The sequence below is a fragment of the Lyngbya sp. PCC 8106 genome (assembly GCF_000169095.1).
In the GTDB taxonomy this organism is placed as follows: Bacteria; Cyanobacteriota; Cyanobacteriia; order Cyanobacteriales; family Microcoleaceae; genus Capilliphycus.
In genome coordinates this window covers 226,990-249,253 of sequence record NZ_AAVU01000001.1, presented here as the reverse complement: position 1 = coordinate 249,253, position 22,264 = coordinate 226,990, and the positions used below count along the sequence as shown (strand labels likewise).

19 protein-coding genes and 1 tRNA gene are annotated in these 22,264 nt (G+C 42.4%); 7 read left to right on the top strand and 13 right to left on the bottom strand.

The annotated features are described in order from the left end of the window. Window positions 1–409 precede the first annotated feature (409 nt). Entirely contained in the window at window positions 410–3,091 is a 2,682-nt protein-coding gene (gene topA / locus L8106_RS01005) for a type I DNA topoisomerase (protein ID WP_009782287.1), read from the top strand. 219 nt (window positions 3,092–3,310) lie between these two features. Here topA and L8106_RS01000 read toward each other — a convergent pair whose 3' ends face one another. The 7 genes from L8106_RS01000 to lipB form a co-directional block, all read right to left on the bottom strand. After that, window positions 3,311–4,462 carry an RNA-guided endonuclease TnpB family protein gene (locus L8106_RS01000; protein ID WP_009782286.1) on the bottom strand — a complete coding sequence of 384 codons (1,152 nt, stop codon included), beginning with the start codon at window positions 4,460–4,462 and terminating at the stop codon, window positions 3,311–3,313. 204 nt (window positions 4,463–4,666) lie between these two features. Continuing rightward, a complete protein-coding gene (locus L8106_RS00995; RefSeq protein WP_009782285.1) occupies window positions 4,667–5,308 on the bottom strand; it encodes a GUN4 domain-containing protein in 642 nt (213 codons plus the stop codon). Window positions 5,309–5,429: 121 nt separating this feature from the next. Continuing rightward, on the bottom strand, window positions 5,430–6,575 hold the full coding sequence (locus L8106_RS00990) for a hypothetical protein (RefSeq protein WP_009782284.1): 1,146 nt from the start codon (window positions 6,573–6,575) through the stop codon (window positions 5,430–5,432). A gap of 556 nt (window positions 6,576–7,131) precedes the next feature. Continuing rightward, a tRNA-Ser gene (locus tag L8106_RS00985) sits at window positions 7,132–7,223 on the bottom strand. A gap of 105 nt (window positions 7,224–7,328) precedes the next feature. Further along, a complete protein-coding gene (locus tag L8106_RS00980; RefSeq protein ID WP_009782283.1) occupies window positions 7,329–9,071 on the bottom strand; it encodes a hypothetical protein in 1,743 nt (580 codons plus the stop codon). A 45-nt stretch (window positions 9,072–9,116) separates the two neighbouring features. Beyond that, window positions 9,117–9,887 carry a pentapeptide repeat-containing protein gene (locus L8106_RS00975; RefSeq protein ID WP_009782282.1) on the bottom strand — a complete coding sequence of 257 codons (771 nt, stop codon included), beginning with the start codon at window positions 9,885–9,887 and terminating at the stop codon, window positions 9,117–9,119. A gap of 66 nt (window positions 9,888–9,953) precedes the next feature. Beyond that, window positions 9,954–10,640, bottom strand: a complete 687-nt coding sequence (lipB, locus tag L8106_RS00970) for a lipoyl(octanoyl) transferase LipB (RefSeq protein WP_009782281.1) — start codon at window positions 10,638–10,640, stop codon at window positions 9,954–9,956. 234 nt (window positions 10,641–10,874) lie between these two features. Here lipB and hpf point away from each other — a divergent pair, with 234 nt between their 5' ends. Beyond that, the gene (gene hpf, locus L8106_RS00965; RefSeq protein ID WP_009782280.1) at window positions 10,875–11,513 is read left to right on the top strand and encodes a ribosome hibernation-promoting factor, HPF/YfiA family; all 639 of its coding nucleotides are present in this window, start codon (window positions 10,875–10,877) and stop codon (window positions 11,511–11,513) included. 144 nt (window positions 11,514–11,657) lie between these two features. On the opposite strand, the gene L8106_RS00960 is transcribed toward hpf, so the two are convergent. Continuing rightward, window positions 11,658–12,263, bottom strand: a complete 606-nt coding sequence (locus L8106_RS00960; RefSeq protein WP_009782279.1) for a hypothetical protein — start codon at window positions 12,261–12,263, stop codon at window positions 11,658–11,660. Next, window positions 12,264–12,509 (bottom strand): TIGR02450 family Trp-rich protein, encoded by a 246-nt coding sequence (locus L8106_RS00955; protein ID WP_009782278.1) that lies wholly within the window; start codon window positions 12,507–12,509, stop codon window positions 12,264–12,266. A 319-nt stretch (window positions 12,510–12,828) separates the two neighbouring features. Between L8106_RS00955 and L8106_RS00950 the strand changes: the two genes are divergently transcribed. The 4 genes from L8106_RS00950 to L8106_RS00935 all read left to right on the top strand — a co-directional run bounded on the left by L8106_RS00950 (window position 12,829) and on the right by L8106_RS00935 (window position 17,113). After that, complete coding sequence (locus tag L8106_RS00950) at window positions 12,829–13,632, top strand: alpha/beta fold hydrolase (RefSeq protein ID WP_039895180.1); 804 nt, start codon at window positions 12,829–12,831, stop codon at window positions 13,630–13,632. Next, on the top strand, window positions 13,629–15,068 hold the full coding sequence (locus L8106_RS00945; RefSeq protein WP_009782276.1) for a hypothetical protein: 1,440 nt from the start codon (window positions 13,629–13,631) through the stop codon (window positions 15,066–15,068). Before L8106_RS00950 ends, L8106_RS00945 begins: the two co-directional genes overlap by 4 nt. 329 nt (window positions 15,069–15,397) lie before the next feature. Beyond that, entirely contained in the window at window positions 15,398–16,063 is a 666-nt protein-coding gene (locus tag L8106_RS00940; protein WP_009782275.1) for an HAD family hydrolase, read from the top strand. Between the two features lie 63 nt (window positions 16,064–16,126). Beyond that, entirely contained in the window at window positions 16,127–17,113 is a 987-nt protein-coding gene (locus L8106_RS00935; RefSeq protein WP_009782274.1) for a patatin-like phospholipase family protein, read from the top strand. Between the two features lie 118 nt (window positions 17,114–17,231). Here L8106_RS00935 and L8106_RS00930 read toward each other — a convergent pair whose 3' ends face one another. After that, a complete protein-coding gene (locus L8106_RS00930; protein ID WP_039895239.1) occupies window positions 17,232–18,560 on the bottom strand; it encodes an adenylosuccinate synthase in 1,329 nt (442 codons plus the stop codon). Between the two features lie 168 nt (window positions 18,561–18,728). Between L8106_RS00930 and L8106_RS00925 the strand changes: the two genes are divergently transcribed. Beyond that, window positions 18,729–19,763: an adenosine deaminase gene (locus L8106_RS00925; protein ID WP_009782272.1), complete on the top strand. Its 1,035-nt coding sequence runs from the start codon at window positions 18,729–18,731 to the stop codon at window positions 19,761–19,763. Between the two features lie 261 nt (window positions 19,764–20,024). Here L8106_RS00925 and L8106_RS00920 read toward each other — a convergent pair whose 3' ends face one another. The 3 genes from L8106_RS00920 to L8106_RS00910 form a co-directional block, all read right to left on the bottom strand. Further along, on the bottom strand, window positions 20,025–20,582 hold the full coding sequence (locus tag L8106_RS00920) for an NUDIX hydrolase (RefSeq protein WP_009782271.1): 558 nt from the start codon (window positions 20,580–20,582) through the stop codon (window positions 20,025–20,027). 214 nt (window positions 20,583–20,796) lie between these two features. Beyond that, on the bottom strand, window positions 20,797–21,243 hold the full coding sequence (locus tag L8106_RS00915) for an ATP-binding protein (protein ID WP_009782270.1): 447 nt from the start codon (window positions 21,241–21,243) through the stop codon (window positions 20,797–20,799). 8 nt (window positions 21,244–21,251) lie between these two features. Next, window positions 21,252–22,241, bottom strand: coding sequence for a sugar transferase (locus L8106_RS00910; RefSeq protein ID WP_009782269.1), 990 nt, complete (start codon window positions 22,239–22,241; stop codon window positions 21,252–21,254). Between the last annotated feature and the right edge of the window lie 23 nt (window positions 22,242–22,264).

The following is a 22,264-nucleotide window of genomic DNA, read 5'->3' as shown; positions in this document are numbered from 1 at the left end:
AAGAAGAATACGCAACAAGTCTGAGATCATTTTGACATCACCTCCAGAAAACCAATGGACTAAATTTTAATTATTTCTTTAGATTTACAGGGTCAAGCATATCATAAACCTAAGTACAAATCATTATAGATGTCAAGATACAGGCAAAATTCAAAAACCGTTCAAATATAAGTTGACAAAAAATATAAAATATGCTAACAATAGCCGAAGTGTCGCCTCGATACCCCCAACTCAAAGTAGTAGGCTTAACTTAAAGATCGTTTATGAATTTTGGCATAAACTCAAAATTAAGATAGTTTTGAAAGTAAGCCTGATTTCAAACGAGCGGAAGACAGTCTGGCTTACCAACCTGCTCTCAATCTTCTCGAAACCCATACCCGTTCGCTGCTAATATCTCCGAAAAGGCGCCATGTCAACCCTAGTGATCGTCGAATCTCCAACGAAAGCTCGCACTATCAGCAACTTCCTTCCCCGTGACTATCGCGTGGAAGCGTCGATGGGTCATGTGCGTGACCTACCCCCTTCAGCTGAGGAAATCCCCGAAAAGTACAAGGGAGAGAAGTGGGCGCAGCTTGGTGTGAATGTCGAAGCCAACTTCGAGCCAATTTACGTGGTTCCCAAGGACAAGAAAAAAGTAGTCAAAGAACTCAAAGATGCGCTCAAAGCCGCCGATGAATTGGTTCTAGCGACTGACGAAGATCGCGAAGGAGAAAGTATCAGTTGGCATCTGCTGCAAATCCTCAAACCCAAGATCCCAACGAAACGAATGGTCTTCCACGAAATCACCCAAGAAGCCATTCAAAGCGCCCTCAATAACTGTCGCGATCTCGACGAACAACTGGTTCACGCCCAAGAAACTCGGCGCATTTTAGATCGCCTCTACGGTTACACCCTCTCCCCCTTACTCTGGAAAAAAATCGCCAGAGGTCTGTCTGCTGGACGAGTTCAGTCTGTCGCCGTGCGGCTACTCGTCAGTCGAGAACGAGAACGTCGGGCGTTCCGTCAAGGGGACTATTGGGACTTAAAAGCCTTACTAGAAAAAGATAAAACCAACTTTGACACCAAACTCACAACAGTAGACGGCGTGAAAGTAGCCACCGGGAGCGACTTCGACGAAACTACAGGTAAAATTGCCCAAGGTCGCAACGTAGTTTTGTTGGATGAAGCCCAAGCGATGGCCCTCAAAGAGCGACTCACGGGTAAACCCTGGACAGTCAGTAAGATTGAAGAACGTCCCTCGACTCGTAAACCCGCTCCCCCCTTTACCACCTCAACCCTGCAACAAGAAGCCAACCGCAAACTGCGACTGAGTGCGCGTCAGACGATGCAAGTGGCTCAAGGGTTGTATGAACGGGGCTTTATCACCTATATGCGAACCGACTCCGTTCACCTGTCTGAACAGGCGATAGAAGCGGCTCGGACTTGCGTTGAGGAAAAATATGGCAAAAACTACCTCAGCCCCAAACCTCGCCAATACACGACCAAAAGCAAAGGCGCTCAAGAAGCCCACGAAGCCATCCGTCCGGCCGGAAACCGTTTCCGTACTCCCCAAGAAACCGATCTCCGAGCCAATGACCTCAAACTCTATGATTTAATTTGGAAGCGAACCGTTGCTTGTCAAATGGCAGACTCTCGCCAAACCAATATTGCAGTTGAGTTGAAAGTCGAAAATGCGGGCTTTCGTTCCAGTGGAAAACGGATTGATTTTCCCGGCTTTTTAAGGGCTTATGTTGAGGGGTCTGATGATCCTGATGCAGCCTTAGAAAACCAAGAAGTGCTGCTTCCCCCGCTCAAAGAGGGCGATCATCCTAACTGTCAGGAACTAGAAGCGGTGAGCCACGAAACCCAACCACCAGCCCGGTTTACCGAAGCGTCTTTGGTGAAAACCCTCGAAAGTGAAGGCGTTGGCCGACCCAGTACCTACGCCAGTGTGATTGGAACAATTATTGATCGCGGCTATGTTCAGTTAAAGGGAAATGCTCTCACCCCGACTTTTACGGCGTTTGCGGTGACAAATTTACTCGAAAAACATTTTCCAGACTTGGTGGATATTGGGTTCACCGCCCGCATGGAAAATACCCTTGATGATATTGCCGCCGGAGAAGCCAGTTGGCTACCGTATTTGCAGAAGTTTTACTCGGGAGAAGCGGGTTTAGATACACAAGTTCGGGAACAGGAAAGCCAAATTGAGGCAAAAGTTGCTCGGACGATTGAACTCGAAAAACTCGGGGGTGAAGCCGACGGTATTCTCTATCGGGTCTGTATCGGCAAGTTTGGGCCGTATATTGAGGCGGAAAATGGGGATGAGGTGATTACGGCTTCTATTCCTCAAGACTTGACTCCGGCTGATCTCACCCCAGAGTTGGTGCAAGAACTGCTTCTACAAAAAACAGAAGGCCCGGAGAAGTTGGGGCTACATCCGGAAACGGGAGAAGCGATTTTGATGTTGATCGGCCCTTATGGCCCCTATGTGCAGTTGGGTGAGGAGTCTGAGGAGAATAAAAAACCCAAGCGAGTCTCTTTACCCAAAGGGGTTGAAAAGGATAGCGTTACCTTGGATATGGCCGTGGGGTTGCTGTCCTTACCCAGACTATTGGGGGTTCATCCGGAAACCGGGGCAAAAGTCAAAGCGGCTATTGGACGGTTCGGCCCCTATGTTGTCCATGATCAAGGGAAGGAAGGGAAAGACTATCGTTCTATTAAGGCGCCCGATGATGTGTTAGCGATTACGTTAGAGCGGGCTTTGGAAATGCTGGCTCAACCCAAAGCAGGTCGCGGGGGACGACGCTCGGCGACACCGTTACGGGAGTTAGGCGCTCATCCTGAAGATAGCGAACCTGTGAACGTTTATAATGGCCCCTACGGTCTTTACGTTAAACATGGGAAAACAAATGCGTCTATCCCCAAAGAGGTGACGGTGGAAGATGTAACTTTAGAAAAGGCGTTGGAATGGTTAGCCGCGAAAGCAAGTTCCGGTTCAAAGACTCGTAAAAAATCAACCAAAAGCACCGGAACGACTAAAAAAAGTAGCGGAACTACCAAACGTTCGACTTCTCGCAAGAAAACAACTAAATCAACTCCAAAAGATTGACATCCTCTCCGTCGTAAACAACGGAGATTCCAAACATCACTGTCTGGGCTTCCTCTTTCCACGAGCTGACTTACTAGGTTGAGTTTCCCCAACAGAGCAGAGGGCATTCTCTCTAGAGGCGTTAACTTCCGTCTGCCCGACGGTATTTTAAAAACAGATATTAAGCGGAAGAACGGATTAAGTTATCTGTAGGACAGCATAAATCTCTGATACTCGCAGTTAAATTAATCCGTTAATCGATTTCTTATCCGTTTCTTTATTTGATAGTTGTTTTAATGCAGATTTCAATATATTTCTGGCGGCATTTTTATCCCGGTCAGCGATATATCCACAGTGAGGGCATTCATGGGTTCTCGTACTGAGAGTTTTTACAACTTTCTCACCACAATTTGAACAGCTTTGGGAAGTATATGCGGGTTCGACAGCAATAACTGGAACCCCATAAACCCGCGCCATATATTCTAACCATTCTCGAAACCTGTACCAAGCTGCATCGCTAATTGACTTGGCTAAATGATGATTTTTAACCATGTTGCGAATCCGTAGGTTTTCAATCGCTACCAAGTCGTTAGACTGTATGACGTGTTGGGCTAATTTACAAACCCGATTCTGGCGTCTGCGTGAAACCTTGAGATGCGCTCTACCTAGTTTGTTTCTGGCTTTTTGGCGATTTTGACTGCCCGAGTGAGTTCTTGATAATCGACGTTGCAGCTTTTTAAGCTTGCGTTCATCCTTTCTCAAAAACCGAGGATTGTCTATTTGATTACCAGAACAATCTGTGTAGAAATAGTTTAAACCTACATCTAATCCTGTTTGTTTTCCTGTGAGTTCTTTTTTCTCCTCTCGTTCATAATCTATCAGAAATTGAGCATAATACCCGTCATGTCTTCTAATTACCCTCACTCGTTTGATTTGTTCGAGTTGATGAAAGTGCAGGTTCCGACTTCCCCAAAGCTTAAATGTACCCGTTTGAAACTTGTCTGTGAACGTTAGATAACGTCTGTCCTCCGAAAGTTTCCATCCTGATGTTTTGTATTCAACAGACGCTCTAACTTGATACTTTTTAAACTTTGGGAACCCCTTCTTGCCTGGTGTTTTCTGCTTACAATTCCGATAAAATCTTTCAATTGATGCCCAAGCTCTTTCTGCGTGTGCTTGTCGTGCCATTGAGTTTAACCTTGATGCCCAAGGAAACTCTGGATTGTCTGACAACAGTTTGCAGTGCTTGTAGGCATCGTTGCGGCTTTTAACTTGACCATCTAACCATGCCCTGATAACGCTGTTGCGAACAAATCGACCTGTCCGAATGGCTTCATCCAAGCTTCGGTACTGGCAATATGTTCCTTGCAGCTTCATTTCATATACGAGCATAATTTGTCGTCGTCGCTGACGATAACCCATCGTAGCACAAACATAATCCGTCGTGAACGACGGGGCTTTTGACCCGCTTTTTTTGGTAACTCAACAAAATTTGACATGGACTCGCTGAACCAAGAATCCCCCCCGTTTACGGCGTGGGAGTGTCAATTCATACAATCAAAAAATTTTAGAGGCGTTCCCTGAAAACGTCTTTTTTTATTGACTTTTATTGGACTTGTTGACAAACTCACAACTCATTAAACGAGCTAAAAAATAGTTGATCATTTTGTTACCATAGGGAGAGTTCCACCATTGAGATGGATGACAACCCAAAGGCGCGTTTAAGCTATAGTCGAGATCTTCACACCGCAACCATTGATCATTTTTTCGCCATCCTAACTGTTCACCCCATTGTGCGACTAATTTTTGATTTTCTTCGATAGTGGCTTCGCGATCGCCCCCACAACTTTTATAGATTTTGAGTTGTACACTAAACCCAAACCGACCTTGACTGTATTTCACCCATAAGTTATCAATGACATGGAGAGAATTGCACGGAAATTTTTGAATTTCTTCTGGTCTTAATTCCTCTAAACGGTTATGACCTGCGATCGCCATAATCAAATTAATCGTCTCAATATCTGCATCAAACCAACGTTTTTCTTCTAGATAATCTCGCAATTTACTGTAACGGTTAACATCCGAAACCAGCATCAAGTCTTCTTCTATTTGTTCTATTTTTGCTGAAAATTTTAATACGTTTTCAAGCTGACTTTCCAGTTGTTTAACTCGGTTTGACAGTTGACTAAGTTGATCCTCAAGAGACTGAGAATTATAATTTTCGTTGACACGATTCATAACTTAGAGGATTAGATGGAACTCAATTAAGATAATCTATTCTGTTGAGATTGTTGTCAATCAAAAACATCTGAAAAGATTACATCTCTACAGATTTGCAGTGTATTTTTTCGAGTTGAAATTAAGAGTCTGACGACTCCGATTGATGAGCAACATTTTCTTTAACTTCAACTTGTTTTTGTTGTTTGCGTTCCTTCGTTTCTCTGAGGGCTTCTGCTTTTAACTTTTTAGAAGCTTTCAAGAATCCAGGGGCTTCTTCAGTTGGTTCATTCAACTGTTCAACAAATCCAAATACATCCCGTCCCGGAAGAAATTTAGCCTTGACTTGAACAAAATAAGTTTGACCTTGCTGGTCTTTTTCTAATCTCGGATTGAATCTAAACGGCTTTACAGGTGAATCTCTCCAGAGTAACGGAACATGAGAAGCTTTCATAAATTTAACTTTTTTAGCGGCTTCTGCTTCTTTAATCCAAGCTAATCTATCTTGAGAAAAGTTACGCATCACCGTAATACAAGGGGTTCTACAAACCGGAATAAATTGCCATAATCCTGAGAATTTGAATTCAAAATCATTTAACTCTGTATTCAGTGGACTTGATGAAGCTTGAGAACCCACAAATCCGACTAATTGAAAAGCCACTTGATGAGGTTGATCTCGACTAGGAAAATGCAGTATTTTTGGATAGACGATTAACTTTTGAGTGGTATTCCCTGTCGTTTCAATTTCTTTTTTAAGAGCATCATAAGCCTTCCGGCGTCTATTAGGAATATAAAAGAGTCGATACTCATTCTCTCCTAATGTAATCGTTGAACGTTCTTCGGTTAATGTGACCACTCCACTGATAATACCAATCCCTTGAAAATAACGTTGGGACTCTCCGGATTCTGATTGTTCAGTCTCTGTTTGAGAGTCAGAATCTTTGACTTCTTGAGGATCAGAGGATTCCGGTTCAGATTTCAAGTCTTCATTTACTGTTTCAGGCGTTGATTTTTCTTCCGATTCCGTCGGAGAAACAGTTTCAACTTTTTTAATTTTTGGAGGTTTAACAGGTAACGGTTTGGGTGGGGAAACTGGAGAGGACGAAGAAGTTCGTTTGGGTTTAGGAATGAGTGGAGGTTGAGTTTGTTCTTGTGGAGTTTCAGTTGATTCTGCGTTCTCACTTAACTCAGATTTCAACTTCGCTAGCAAATCTTGATACATCGCTTTTTGCTTGGGATTTGTAGCTGTCTTGATTAACTGTTGAATTTTCTCGATTTGCTCTGACATTTTTAATTAAATTTTAGAGTTTGTTTGAGTTTATTAATTAAATTTAAAATGACAACCATTGAACTCTCATTAATATTAAACTAAATTAGACCAATTTACTTCTCTAGATGGAGTTCTTACGCATTTAACCACTGTAGCACATCATTTTTGCAGACTGTTTACATTCAGTTCAAAAATTGTCTCCGCCCACAATGGTCATATCTGGACTCTCATCTGATTGATTTTACCCTCTAACTGCACCGTTTAATTTTTTACCGTAAGCTGGACTCTGAAACTGCATGAACAGGACAATCTGGGAACAATCGAATCAACCTTTACCCCGTGATCAGCAAAGGAAAAAATTTGGTTCTGGGTTCAGAGTTCAGTTTTGAGAGTTAAGTTTTGATCGAAGTGAATCAACTTAACACTCTTAAAAAGGGATTCTTTGAGAGGCTCAAACACAGGATGAGATTCCTCCCGCAACAAAACACATGAAGGCGCAGGAGAATCGTGTTACTCCGCAGTCTAGACCCCAGTTTTCTTTTAGATATAGAAGCTTGAAACCCCTTGTATAGAACGGAGAGGGAGGGATTCGAACCCTCGGATAGGCCTTACGTACCTATCAACAGATTAGCAATCTGCCGCTTTCGACCACTCAGCCACCTCTCCAAGTGTGACATCTTCGTATGATAGCAAATTATTTTAGGCGTGTCTAGATCCTAGAAATAGATTTTTCGGGAAGTCCCAGAGTTGGAGAGCAAAGGGTCAAGTTATTCAACAATACAACTGATGTTCTAATTGCTCAAGAGTTCGCTGTCGATCGCTATTTCCACGTAATAACTTCCAAACGTTTAACCCAGACTGATTCAGAGATTTCTGATCACTCCCTTGACTTAAACCCATGACTCCTTCTATTTCCATGATGATTGCTCGATAAGCATCCAAGCCAGATAACTGACTAATACCTTGTTCTTGTGTTCCTAATGCACTCACCGCTTGCCAATTTACTCCAACTGTGGTGTTGGTTTTTTCCGAGTTAGAAACCATCGCAATTCCCAGTTTCATTTTTTCTGCACTTGTGATTTGACTCACCCGAGTAATTGCAATTCTAGCTGCGGTTTCTATAAATGTTTTTGAGTCTTTGATCATTGGCATTCCGCTTAACAGTCCTAAACCCCCTCTCGACACCGAATCATAGGCGGTTTCCGTCAACATTCCCGGCTTAATTTCCATAACATTGACTTGATAATTATCATTCAACTCCTGACCCTCTCTAGACTGTTTCACCGCTTGATTCATCGCTGTGATCGCCTGATAAGATTCACTACAATCATCCAACTCAAACTCATCATTCAGTTCAAACTCTCGCTGACGAACCAGTTTATAGGTGATTGTACAAATGAGAGGCAGATTTGCCTTTTCCACCCAAGCATCAAATGCCTCTAACGTTCTCAAATCAACAATTTCTTGATCATTTCTAAGTTGTAAATATACAGCCAAAAAACGAGGTCGATCTGACTGAACAATCTGTTGATTGACATCAATCTCATTCACCATAATCCAGTCAATCGTCATCACTCGTGTAATCGCACTTGCTCTTAAATAATATTTTTTTAATTCCGGTTTTAAATTAGAATAGAGAATAATGGCATCAAGCTGATCCAAAACTTTTAACTCAGGAACCGCTTCTCCACTCCTAAAATATTGATAAGTCGAACGAATCCGTTTTTGATCTTCCGTCTCAAGTTGAGAAGCTGTTAATACTTTTTGCACACAATCTTCTAACCCAAGTAAACGAGAATTATGACTAGCAATTGTATAACGTTGACCAATTTCTGCATAAATTTTCGAGGAAAAAACTAAATAATCTAGCAAATTCAACGCCGCACAATCTTCCGTTGGTAAAGCCAAATTCATCCGGTTATAGGCTTCTAAACACCGAACTTTTGTCCGATCATAAACGGGAGCTTGAACAATTAAATTATTGATTTTGCGGTCAATATTAAAAACAGGATTTAATAACGTATGCAGCACCAAAAAGGCATCTTTTCCCTCTAAACCACATCCTTTCAAACGCAAAGTAGAGCCTTCTTTGGGATTAGTCGGAATTTTAACAGTGTAGCTTTTACCTGTTTTCAGCGTCACGGTTTGAGTCCCGCCAAAACTTGCAGTTTGAGATCTAACAAAAGTATGATAGAGTTCATCGAAACTCCAGTCATGTAATGGAGTTGATTCGGCACTATCTTCCGATTCTGAATAAATATTTTCTACCCAGTTTTGAGTTTGTTTTTTCGCAGAGTCCACTGAACCTGCTGCCGTTTCCATCACCTTTTTTCCCGCTTCCGAGGCATTATTACTAATCGTTTCGCCCATTTCTGTAGCTTTTTGTTTAGCCGCATCGGTTGCTTTTTTGGTGATATTTTTACTCACTTCTGAGGCTTGATGACCGATTGACTTTCCAAAACCCGATGCTTTTTTGCCGACAGAATCCCAAAAAGATTTCTGCTGATCACTCATACTTTACCTCCCTCAGTCACACAACAACTAGATTAATAACTTGACCTAGAACAGTAATCTCAACAGCAAAGGAGCTGCTTGTTGTAACGCTCCCAGAAATCCCCCGCCATTATTATCAGGTTTTTCAGGATTTTGCTGATATTCTAAAATTTGAACTAATTGAGTCGAAATTTCTTTACCCTCATTTGATCCTAAAGTTTCATACAATTTTTCAGCAGATCGGGCATCTTCGATCGCACCCACTAAATCTCCTAAATCTGCTTTAGCCATGCTACGACCAAAAAAAGCCGCCGCTAAATCGGGCTTCAAACGAATAGCTTGACTATAAAAATCAATCGCATTCACATAGTTTCCTTCTTTGGCTTCTTGAACTCCCCAAAAGTAATAATCTTCTGCTTTTCCCGTATTAGTTGGCATTCCAATAACACCCACCAATTGAGCATCTTTGATATTACTTTCGGTGAGAACTGCATTCATCAAATAAGCCCCTCGCAGATCGGTACCATTGAGATTAGCTCTTGCTAAATTGGCGCCGGTTAAATTAGCGCCGTGTAAACTAGCCCCCGTCAGGTTCGCCCCGGTAAGATTGGCCCCCGTCAAGTTGGCGCGGCTGAGATTGGCCCCAGTCAGGTTCGCCCCTTGTAAATCAGCACCGACTAAATCGGCTAAAACCAAACCCGCACCTGCAAGGTTGCAATTTGGACATTGTTTGCTGGACAAAAGCTGACGAATTGTTTCTATGTTTTCCGCTCGGGTAGGTTGAACGAGAGTTACTACACTCAATACCATCACGGTAGCAAGAATTCTGAAGTTCATAGGACAGAATAATTAAAAGCTACTGTCGTCATCTTAAATTATTCAGGAGAAAATTGTGAATTGTGTCTATTCCCCATTGGGTTGACCTTCAACGATGACGAGTTCCACACCAAAGACTTCTGCAAAGGCGATTTGAACTTGCGATCGCACTTCTTCGAGGGTAACAGTGGGTATAAACTCGATTAAACTGCCAACCGCACGATCAGAAATTCCACAAGGGACAATCTGTTCAAATCCCTCTAAGTCTGGACAGACATTAATCGCAAAACCGTGCATCGTGATCCAACGACTGACTTTAATCCCGATAGCAGCGACTTTTTTTTCAGCGATCCAAACTCCCGTTAAGCCGGAAATCCGATCACCTTTCACCCCATAAACCGCCAAAACCAGAATAATCACTTCTTCTAGCTGTCGGAGATACCAGTGCAAATCTTGTTGATGGCGTCGTAAGTTGAGAATGGGATAGCCGACTAACTGACCTGGACAGTGATAGGTGACTTCGCCGCCCCGTTCGACTCGATGAAGTTCGGCATTCTGAGAATTGGGGTTAAATTTTATGAACTTTGGATCAGCCCCTTGTCCTAGCGTATAGACAGGTGGATGTTCTAGTAATAAAAGTACATCATCGGACTCTGGATGCTGTTGATGCTTTTGTACAAGCGATTTTTGCCACTGCCAAGCCATCAGGTAAGGGACTAATCCTAAGTGATAAACTCGACATTGAGGAGGATGGGGATCAAACAAAACAGACATTTTGTAGATAATGTATATGTTAATATCATAAATAGACGTACTCAATACATAGAGGATAAAAAAGCTAAGAGGATAGTAGAAATCTTCTCAAAAATCAAGTAGAAGTTAACATAACTTTACCCTTAAAATATCAAGAATTGTCAAGAGATGCAACAGATGTTAAAGGGGTAATCTATCCTCAATCCAAAGTGTTAAGGTGAGTTTATGCCCACATTATGAGCGGGAGGAAGCTTTATGAAGCTTGTGGTTCAGGGTAAAAATCTTGAAATAACTGAAGCGATTCACGAATATGTGCATCAAAAAATTACTAAGGCGGTCAGTCATTATCAGCAGCTTACGAACGAAGTGGATGTTCACTTATCAATTGCTCGTAATCCTCGGATAAATCCAAAGCAAACAGCCGAAGTCACAATTTACGCAAATGGAACTGTGATTCGCGCCCAAGAAAGTAGTGAAAATCTGTATGCGAGTATTGACCTCGTTGCTGATAAGATCGCTCGTCAACTTCGCAAATTCAAAGACAAACGGCAAGGAAAACATCTTCATCCGCCTAAACTCGCGGAAGTGGTAGAAAATCAACCTGTGATCGAAGATTTGATTGGCGATCGCCAACCGGAACTTCCCCCAGAGGTGGTACGCACCAAATACTTTGCCATGCCACCGATGAACCTTCAAGATGCCCTGGAACAATTGCAACTCGTCGATCATGATTTTTATGTGTTTTGCAATGCCGACACCGGAGAACTAAACGTCATTTACAAACGTGTTAATCATGGAGGATACGGTTTAATCCAACCCCGCAACAATAACGGTCACACTAACGGAAAAGCAGCTCAGAGCAGCCAGGTTCTCCCGCAGGAGTCCTCTGTATAATCAGTTTAATTCTGATCTGAGGGTTTAGCATTTGACAAGCCCTCAAGACATAATATTTCTGTAGAGACGTTACCGATAACGTCTCTCTTTTGTAAAAATAAGATTTTTTTTAATTCTTCATATTTCTAACTCTCCTCAACCCAATTAGAAGGGTAAATCATCTTCATCTTCTAAACTGACATCTTGAGGTTCTAGGGCTTGTTTGGCTTGTTTAATTCTCTCAAATAACGAACCTTGTGAATGCCTTTTAGGGTTTAATAAATTTAGATTGTATTTTGCCTTCAGTGCGTCTCGAACTGATGCCGGAGTGTGTTCAGTTGGCCCCTGCAAGTCTGCTGCTGTCATGACTGGAAGCCGTGAACCCAACTTTTCAACGGTTATATCAGGAAGTCGAACCAGGAAATATTCTCGCCGTCGTCTAATCATTTCCGCCCGATTGTCAATTTCTGCCAAAACACCGATAATTTGACTGAGATGATGGGAAGACATCGCCACCTGAACTTCAATATCATCAAGAGGAATACCCAAACTTTCGGCGAGAGATAAAATATCCGAGGGAATATGATCCAAACTGGGCGGGTTGATCACCGCTTTTAAGTTCGCTAAAGTTTGCTGTAATAGCACTTCGACTTCGGCGATCAGTTGCGGTGTAATGTGTTCAAGCGGTAATCTGTTCACGAGAGATTTGAGTTGATCCGTTGCAGTTTGAGACAAATGAGTTGCAGTCTCTAGCGGGTTATTTTCCATCATCTATCCTTCCAGATTTTCTAACTCCTGCGTAGACTGCCATCCGGGTTCCCAGAGGCTACGATCTTTAAGTTGTTTGGCGTTTAACCAAAAGCGAACTTCAGGATCGCAAGACGCAACCATTTCAGCAAATACCCATTTGCCATCATTTTTACGGTTAACCACCTGAAAATGTCGCCAACCCCAGGTTTTTTGAGTCGCTGTCCATTTAGAACCGACGAGATACGGAAATTTTTGCTTTTTTGGCATTTTTGAGTGATTTGTTTGCCTTCTTGTTGACTATTTTGACAGATTCCCGTCTTCTGGAAAATCTCAAAAACTCGGTAACTTCTGCAAAACCCGTTTTTATTCCCTACAATTTTCTAGATTTTCCCCCTAGATGATCCAACTCAATGTTCCGAAAAGTTCTTTCTGTGGTTAGAAGTCTCGTCAAATCAAAGCCGTTATACTGTTGAACATTGAGAGTGAAACGCAAGAAGCGATCGCTTCTATCCAGCGTTGTGCCGTTAAATAAATGGGTCATATTGGTCGATGTGTCGATCAACCAAACCCAGTCAAAAGAATGAACATGAACCGACAAAAGGGAAAATTGCGATCGCTATATACAACCGTTGAAGGTTTATCAATACACGCCCGAATATCAGCAGAAATCCCCCCAAAAGATGCGCCTGTACTCATTTTAGTGCCGGGTGCAGGGCTTTCGGGTCGTTACATGATTCCCACTGCCGAACAACTCGTACCAGATTATCAAGTATATGTGCCAGATTTACCGGGTTTCGGCGACAGCGACAAACCCGAACCGCCCTTAAATTTATCCGAGTTAGCTGATATCCTCTGTAAATGGATGGACGCAGTGGGCATTGAACAGGCCACAATGTTGGGAAACTCCCTCGGCTGTCAAATTATCGTCGAGTTTGCGGTGCGTCACCCTAACCGCCTCGAACGAGCGATCTTACAAGGGCCAACAGTTGATCGCCACGCCCGTACATTTTACCAACAGCTTTGGTGTTTAATCCTCGATGCACCCAACGAAGCGCCCTCACAAGCTTTAATTCAAATTGAAGATTACTGGAAAGCGGGTTTTGCACGGGTTATTCATACTTTTCAAATGGCGTTATCCGATGCAGTTGAGGAAAAACTACCTCACGTCAACGTTCCGACGCTGGTTGTCCGAGGTGAAAATGACACGTTGGTATCTCCCCAATGGGCCGAAGAAATTGTCAGTCTCTTACCGAATAGCCAATTTGTCGAAATTGCAGACGGAGGACACACGCTCAATTATAAGATGCCGGAAGCTGTCGCTAAAGTCACACGAGCCTTCCTCAACGGTACACAACCCCATCTCAAAAAACAAAAGGAGTTAACCCGATGAAAGCACCCTCAACCAACCCGATTTTGAGTTCTATTCTGGCTCAAAAAGGCTTTACTCCTCCTTATATTGCTAACTTTGACTCCGCTACGGGTATGCTAAGAGCAACGAGCGCCTATCTGCGAGGAGAAGATTTTCCCGGAATGGGTGTGGTGCCTTCTGCGTTTGAACCGATCGCCGATCTAATCACCAAGTTACCGCGATCGCTGCAAGAACAGGTTTATATTGCTGGAAGTGCAGGAGAAGCGATCGCTCCCGAACAGTTAGAAGACGTCCGAGCCGAAGTTGTCGCCCAGTGGATGGTTAACGAATATCCCCAACGTTCCTATCCGGCTGTGGCAATTGGTTCGTCCTGTGGTGCTTTGGTTAACCTCTGTGCGGCGTTGGGTATTCCCTGGCTCCCCCAGACGTTTCTGATTCCGGTTAAGCATGGTGGCGAGATTGATATTGATGAACCGAAACAGGCTTTAAATTGGGGCCGAGAGCGATCACAGGCTTTACTGGAAAATAATCCAGAACTTATATTGCACCAAATGCACGATCCCTGTCAAGATCGGTTAACGAGTCAGGGAATGGCTTATTTTCGGGTGAAACGGTTGGGTTTGGGGGAAACCTACGAGCGCTTTTTACAGAAGACTTTACCCCCAGGTGGGACAATTTTTTTGGTCGAATGTCAGCGAACTTGGCCGACGACAAAGGTTAGCGATCGCCATATCTTCCAGTTTGGAGCGTTGGGGGGAGCAACATCGGAAGAATTTCTCTCTGGAAGCGAGCGAGTAGAAAACTATCTCGAACGTTACAACTCCCATCGCCGCAAGTGGGACGCACCCAAACCCGATGGAGAACGACCCGAAGCCGAATGGGGGTTTGAAGCCGACCTACGCCAGGATGTCGAACGGTTTGCCCAAGAACGAGGATATCATGTTCGGCGAATTATTTTTACTGAACCGGAAGATTTGAGTCCTTTTGTGGCGGAACTCTACCGTTGGTGGTACAAACAGCGTCAAATTGTCACCAATTGTTTGCTGGTAGAATCTTTTCTATTAACAGAACCGATGTGGACTTTAAAAACAGGTTCGGTGCCATTTTGGATGAAGTTTAATAAGCAACCTTCTCTCGATGCACTCGAAGATTATTTAGATCATACTGATCCCTACGATGAAATTTATTTGATGTTATTTTCTCATGGGGTGAATTCTATCGGTTTACCCTCTATCGAACGTTGGCGTCAAGTCTTTCAGAAAGCCAAAATACAGGGTAATTTTGTCGGTGTAGATGAGGAGAAATATCCGAGACATTTTGCTTCGATGATCCGTTATCATACAGATCTCAAGCGTTTAATTTCCGCTCGTTATCCCCTGCCAAGTTCGTTGACCTTAGAACAGCTTGAGCAGTTTATCGACCAAGAAAATGGGAATTTCCGAGTCAAGTTTACTTAGGTTATTAGACTTTTAGGGTAGATCAGACAATAAAATTAATAATCACAACATTAACTTTTCGCTCTGGATGCACCCATCCTAAAACTGTAGGGGACATCAGATTGGGAAAGTGCATCAAATAATAGGATTAGTAATTACAGGGTTAACTTTTTGCTCTGATGTCCTCTACTCTAAAAATAATTAATCCCGATGAGGGATTGACAGAATGATCTTTGCTTGATCTCAACACTTTTATACCTATAGATACAGGACAAAAGCTGGCGATCTCAGGTTTACTAGAGAGGTGATTCGGTAGCGATCGCACTTAACCTCTAGAGTTAAAAATATTTATGCCTAAAGCTGTTATCTTTGATTTAGACGGAACCCTGGTTGATTCAGTCCATTTTCATGCTGAAGCTTGGGTAAAAGCATTTGAACAATATGGTTATCATACCGCTTTTGACGACGTTAGACAACAAATTGGTAAAGGTGGAGAGTATATTCTCCCTGAGTTCATATCGGAAGATGAAATCGAGAAAAACGGAGATAAAATTAGTGACTATCGCAAACAATACTATCAGGAAAATTTTCTTCCAAAAGTCAAGTCTTTTCCCAAAGTTCGAGAACTCTTAGAACGAGTAAAAGCAGATGGAAATCAGATCGTTTTAGCATCTTCTGCTCGTCCTAAAACTGTAGAACATTATCAAGAACTTCTCGGGATCAAAGATTTAATTAATGGGGTAACATCAAGAGGAGACGTTGAACAGGCTAAACCCAATCCTGATATTTTTATCGCCGCACTTAATCATTTTGAAAACGTCAGTAAAGAATCAGTCATTGTTGTGGGTGATAGTCCTTACGACGCGCAAGCTGCTGAGAAAATTTCGTTGTCAACTGTTGGGGTTTTATGCGGGGGATTTTCTGAAGACGTTTTAAAAGAAGCGGGTTGTATTGCTATTTATAAAGATCCGGCTGATTTACTTGATCATTATGAAGAATCTCCGCTGAGTTCTTGATGTTTTAAATCACTGTAAATTGCTTCAAATCAAATAACTTTAAATAAACAGGAGGTGAGTACATTGGGAAAAGTTGGATTAGTATTAGGAAGTGGCGGTGCGCGAGGTTGGGCGCATATTGGTGTAATTCGTGCTTTAGAAGAAGCGGAGATTAAAGTTGATTATATATCAGGGGCGAGTATTGGTGCTTTAGTTGGGGCGATTTACGGTGTAGAAGCATTGAGTAAATTAGAAGATTTTGCGGGTGAAATTGATGCTGATTATCTATTATCTTTGTTGGATATCTCTTTTCCGAATCTGGGATTGATTGATGGTGAAAAAGTTGTTGGCTTTATTAGTCAATTTCTGTCGGATCAGAGCATTGAGGAGGTCAAGATTCCTTTTCGATGCGTGGCGACGAACTTTTTGTTAAAAAAAGAGATTGTTTTTGACTCGGGTTCCTTGATTGATGCGGTGAGGGCGAGTATTTCAATTCCGGGAATTTTTAGACCTTTTAAACGCGAAGAAGTTTACTTAGTCGATGGGGGTATTGTTAATCCCGTTCCCGTGAGTGTGGTTAAAGACATGGGTGCTGAGATTATTATTGCAGTTAACCTCAACAGTGATTCAGATGCAGAGGAAGCTGATTCTGATGGTTATCCCTATATCTCCCAAAGCGATATCAGCAGTGAAAAAATAGACGAAGAATCAGAGGAACGTCAAGAGAAAGAACAGCAAGAAAGTGGAATTGTTCAAAATCTCACGGGTCGATACGATGCACTGAAACAGATTTTACCTAACGAGATTGACGACTGGATACCTGATCCTAAAACAGGTTTAAATATATTTGATGTGATTGGAAATTCAATTAATGTGATGGAACAACAAGTGACTGAGATTAAGCTACAAATTGACAAACCGGATTTACTAATTGAACCGAATTTAATGGATTTTGGGATTTTTGATTTTCATCAAGCTAAACCCATTATGCAAAAAGGATATGATGCTGCAAAAGCAAAGATTCCTGAGATTAAAAAGGTATTAGATGAATCATTAGAGGCTGGAAATTAAAGATTGTCAGGGATGTTAGACCACAAAAATTATCGGTTTAACCCTAACTCAAACCTACTCTACTTTCGATTCAATTTTCGGCTTTCTCAAACAGGCTAACTAAACATTAACTTTCTGTCTAAACAGGTTGACCATTAGAATCCAGTAACGCTCGTTTTGGCCCGTGAATGGGGTCTTCAATAATAATGGTTTGATCGCGACTTGCACCCAAGGAAACAATCGCAATGGGAACTTCCATAATTTCTGCGAGAAACTTCAAATAATCTAACGCAGCTTGTGGTAAATCTTCTAAAGCGCGACAATCTTCAGTTGATTTTTTCCAACCGGGTAAACTTTCATAAATGGGTTTACATTTGGCAAATTTATGGGGATCACTAGGAAGATTTTCGCAACGTTCCCCATCAATATCATAGGCAACACAAACTTGAATTTCTTCTAATTCATCCAAAACATCTAACTTCGTAATCGCCAAACAGTCTAACCCATTGACTCGCACTGCATATCGTCCGATCACCGCATCAAACCAACCACAGCGGCGTTTACGTCCCGTTGTTGTCCCAAACTCAGCCCCGCGATCGCATAATACTTCTCCAATACCATCCACCATTTCCGTCGGGAAAGGCCCCTCTCCGACACGAGTGGTGTAAGCTTTCGCCACCCCAATGACTCTATCAATCACCGTTGGCCCGACACCAGCGCCCACACAAGCCCCGCCAGCGATGGGGTTAGAAGAAGTCACGTAGGGATAAGTCCCATGATCCAAGTCGAGAAGGGTTCCCTGCGCCCCTTCAAACAGCACATTTTCCCGACGGCAAATCGCTTCATAAACCCGCAATGAACTATCCACCACATGAGGACGTAGACGTTCAGCGTATCCTAAATATTCTTCAATAACTGCTTCCGCATCAAGGGGCGGTAAGTTGTACAATCTTTCTAAGACAACATTTTTACAGCTAATCGTCCATTCAAGTTGCGATCGCAGTCCCTCGGGACTCATCAGATCGATCATCCGAATTCCAGTCCGTTCTGACTTATCGGCGTAAGTCGGGCCAATCCCTCGGCCTGTTGTTCCAATTTTACGTTGTCCACGTTGTTCTTCTGAAGCCTGATCAAACAGTCGATGATACGGCATCGTAACATGAGCCGTTTGAGAAATTTTTAGCTTACTTGTAGAGACATTGAGGCTTTCGACTTGATCAAGTTCTTGGATCAGTATCTTTGGGTCAATGACCGTTCCTCCAGCAATGATACATTCCGTATCGGGATACAAAATCCCCGAGGGAATCAAATGCAGTTTAAACGTTTGGTTATTGACAACAACGGTATGACCAGCGTTCACACCGCCTTGATAGCGAACTACGACATCTGCCGACCGACTCAGCAGATCAGTAATCTTTCCTTTTCCTTCGTCACCCCACTGGGCACCGACCACAATTACGTTAGCCAAGGGAATTCTACGCCAAGCTTCTAGTTTACACAAATCCTAATTATCATCACCTAACCTAATTTCTGTCAAATAAATTTTTGTAACGGGAGAATTATTAAGATTTGTTAAGATTAGGAGGATCACCAGAAATTCACGCGCGAACGATTAATCATTTAAGTTAAAACTCCTATGACCTTACACGCAGAATTACATCGCCACTTGGGGGGTTCAGTTGTACCCCGTATTCTCTGGCGATACTTCCGACGCCACAATGACGACTTAGCCGAAAAGTTTCCCCAATACGCAGACTTTGAGGCGTTTTACACCAAACCTCGCAATACTCTCGATGAGTATCTAGAACTGCATACGATGGTGGAACACGTCCAAACAGCCGAGACATTACCCTATTTTATTTGTCGGTTAATGCGGGGGGCGTACACCTTTGAAAATCTGGCTTATCTAGAATTGCGTTATACTCCCTATCTACGAACCCCGGAACACCTGAGTCAGTCTGAACGGATTGAAGCGATGGCCCAAGTCGTGGAAATCGTCGGGAAAGCCAGCCAGTTGAACGAGTATCCCATCGTCACGAGTCAAATTCTCTGTATGCACTCTCGGCTTCCCTACGAGGTGAATAAGGCGATTGTTGACTTAGCGGCGCAAATGCCTCAATATGTCTGTGCCGTTGATTTAGCGGGGGGAGATGCTCACTATCGCGATCGCTTAGATGAGTTTGTGGGTTTGTACAAGTATGCACGCTCAAAAGGCTTAAAAACGACGGGTCACGTTTATGAAACAACCGACGGTTGCTATCCTGAACTCCTCCCCTATTTAATGCGAATTGGTCATGGCATTCAAATTCCGTTAAAACATCCAGAATTATTAAGCGAATTAGCCAGCCAAAAACAATGTTTAGAAGTTTGTCCGACGACTTATATTAAGACAGGAACGTTAGAAGATATCCGTGAGCTTAAAGTCGTGTTTGAGCGGTGTTTTGAGGCGGGAGTTGATATTGCCATTTGCACTGATAACGCGGGACTGCATAACGTTCGTTTGCCCTTTGAATATGAGAATTTGTTGACGCTGGATATTATTGATTTTCGACAATTACAAGCTTGTCAACGAGCGGCATTTCGTCATGCTTTTGCTTGGCCCCATAGTGAGCCTCCAGCAGAAATGTTGACGGAATTATTGAAGCCTGAACCTTTATCGATTGGATCATAAAATGATTGATGTGGTGTGATTGTTTGGTGAATGAAGTCAGACTGATTTATAAATTGAGTTTGGGTAGAGGCGTTCTCTGGAGCGTCTCTAAACTATAGAATTATATGAAATCCTTAAATATTTGCTACAAATGATCGATGGGGAGGTGGGGAGGTGGGGAGGTTGGGAGAAAGATGTGTAGCATTATTGTTTGTATTTCCTATTACAAGATTAATATCAAAGCTGATCGTTTAGCAAATTGTTACTAAGAGGGACGGATTTTTAAGTATTTTTATGAGAAAAAAGCCTTTGCCATTCTAATACGATTCCTCGACATTGGAGACAGGTTAAATCTTGAAGTAAACTTTGAATTCCCAAAGAATTAAGAGGATAAGTTGCGCCAATTTTTTCAGGACTGATCGCAGTATCAGGATGAATCTTGACTGCAAAGCCGTAAAGTTTTTGATTAGAAAAAGAACTATTAATCGCCCAACCCACTGTATTTAAAGCGGTGAGTTGAATGATATCTTCTGGAACGATTCCTAACTCTCGTTTGAGGATATCTGGAACTGTAGTTTCAGGTGTTTTATGGGAGGGAATTCGTCCTCCTGGAAAATCAAGAGTTACTTGATCTAGACCCGGGCGATAGGTCGGAGTAGGAAGCAAAAACTGATCAGACTTGATCGTTAAAATGACGACAGAATCTGTTTTTTCAACTCGCCAATATTCTCGGTTTTTCCCTTGATGATCTTGGAAATGTTCACCAATAAGCGTGAGCCAAGCTGAACGCATTTCGACAAAACGATCCAGCAATTTCCAATCAGACGGACTTTTGTCCATGATTTGGGTTAATCGGTTCTATTGTACAGAATTTATAGAGGGTAGCAAGTAGATCAAGGGGTTGGGTTTAAAGTCGTCATCGCCCTCAGTTTGAACCTCAAATTTTCAGCCAAAAAATCGGGTGTGAAATCGGATGTAATCTGGCTCAGGTTAGAAGAAACCTCGGGTTGAATTGATTAAATTTTATACAGAGTAGATGCTCCCTGAGCAAAAATTAATGAGATGAATAAATTTGTTTTCGCATTAACAAACAATTGCGATCATCGTTTGTGCGGGTATAGATCAACTCATCTGTTAATTTTTGCATAAATAGAAGTCCACGACTTCCCTCATGTGCGAGGGGATCTGTATGTAAATGACGAACACACTGGAGAGTCTGTTCTAAATCAAAAGGTTGACCGAGATCCCAAATTCGCATTTCAATGTAATCGGAAAAAATCGTGACTTCTAGATCAATTGGTGTTGTTGCTAAAAGGGTGCGATGAGCATGGCGAACTACATTGGTAAAGGCTTCTGTCAGAGCAATTTTACATTGATATAAAAGCTCCTCAGATAAATAGGTAGATGTCTGCTTTTCAAACCATTGTAGAATTTCATTCAGGGCATTCAGATCGGTCTGAACCTGAAAATGCGATCGCACCACAAGTGTGTCATCTCCCATGCATCTGATTACATTGCACCACTATTTTTCTGGAATAAGATCATTATAGTTTTAAAAATGAGTTGTAGGTCATACATCAAACTCCAGTTTTCTTGGTATTTCAAATCCAGACGAATGATATCTTCAAAATCCTTGATTTGAGAACGACCATTAACTTGCCATTCTCCTGTCATTCCGGGTTTAACATCTAAGCGTTGCCATTGGGGAACTTCATATCGTTCTACTTCATCTGGAGTCGGAGGACGAGTTCCCACTAAACTCATATCTCCTTGTAAAACATTCCAAAATTGAGGAAGTTCATCTAAACTTGTCCGCCGTAAAAAACGACCAACTTTTGTAATGCGAGGATCGTTTGTATTTTTGAAAATATGACCTGTGGCTTCGTTGGGGACTTCGTGTTTACGTTTTTCTGCATCCGCAGTCATTGACCGAAATTTCCACATCCGGAAATTTTTACCCATCCAACCACATCGAATTTGACCGAATAAAATCGGCCCAGAACTATCGCGTTTAATAGCGATAATAATAGGAATTGATAAAATTCCAGTAATCCCTAGTCCGACAATCGCCCCGACAATATCAATTAAACGTTTAACCCAAGACCGAACAGAAGGATGAGTAATGGGAAGCTGATTATTACTCTCCGAAGAAGGAGGGGGATCAGCTTGTAGCTCAATCGTTAAGACTTGATCTAGAGAGGTTAGCGAAAACACCGCCATCACTTGAGAGCCAACATTGGTTAAAATCAACTCAATCTCCTTTTCTTTTGCGGCTTTTAGATTGCTAATCAAAGCACCCACTCCGCTACTATCAAGGAATGTGGTTTCGCTAAAATCAAGGATAATTTTTTTCGGGGTCGGATCAGCATTGATGAGTTCTTGACCAGTGGTTTTAAAAGCAACCGCTTCCAAAATACTCAAGCGACTCGGAAGATGAACATAGGTAATATTTTCTTGGATGATGACTTCAAAATTCACCTGGGGAGTTTGGCTAACCATCGCAACTTTCCACTAAATTCTAC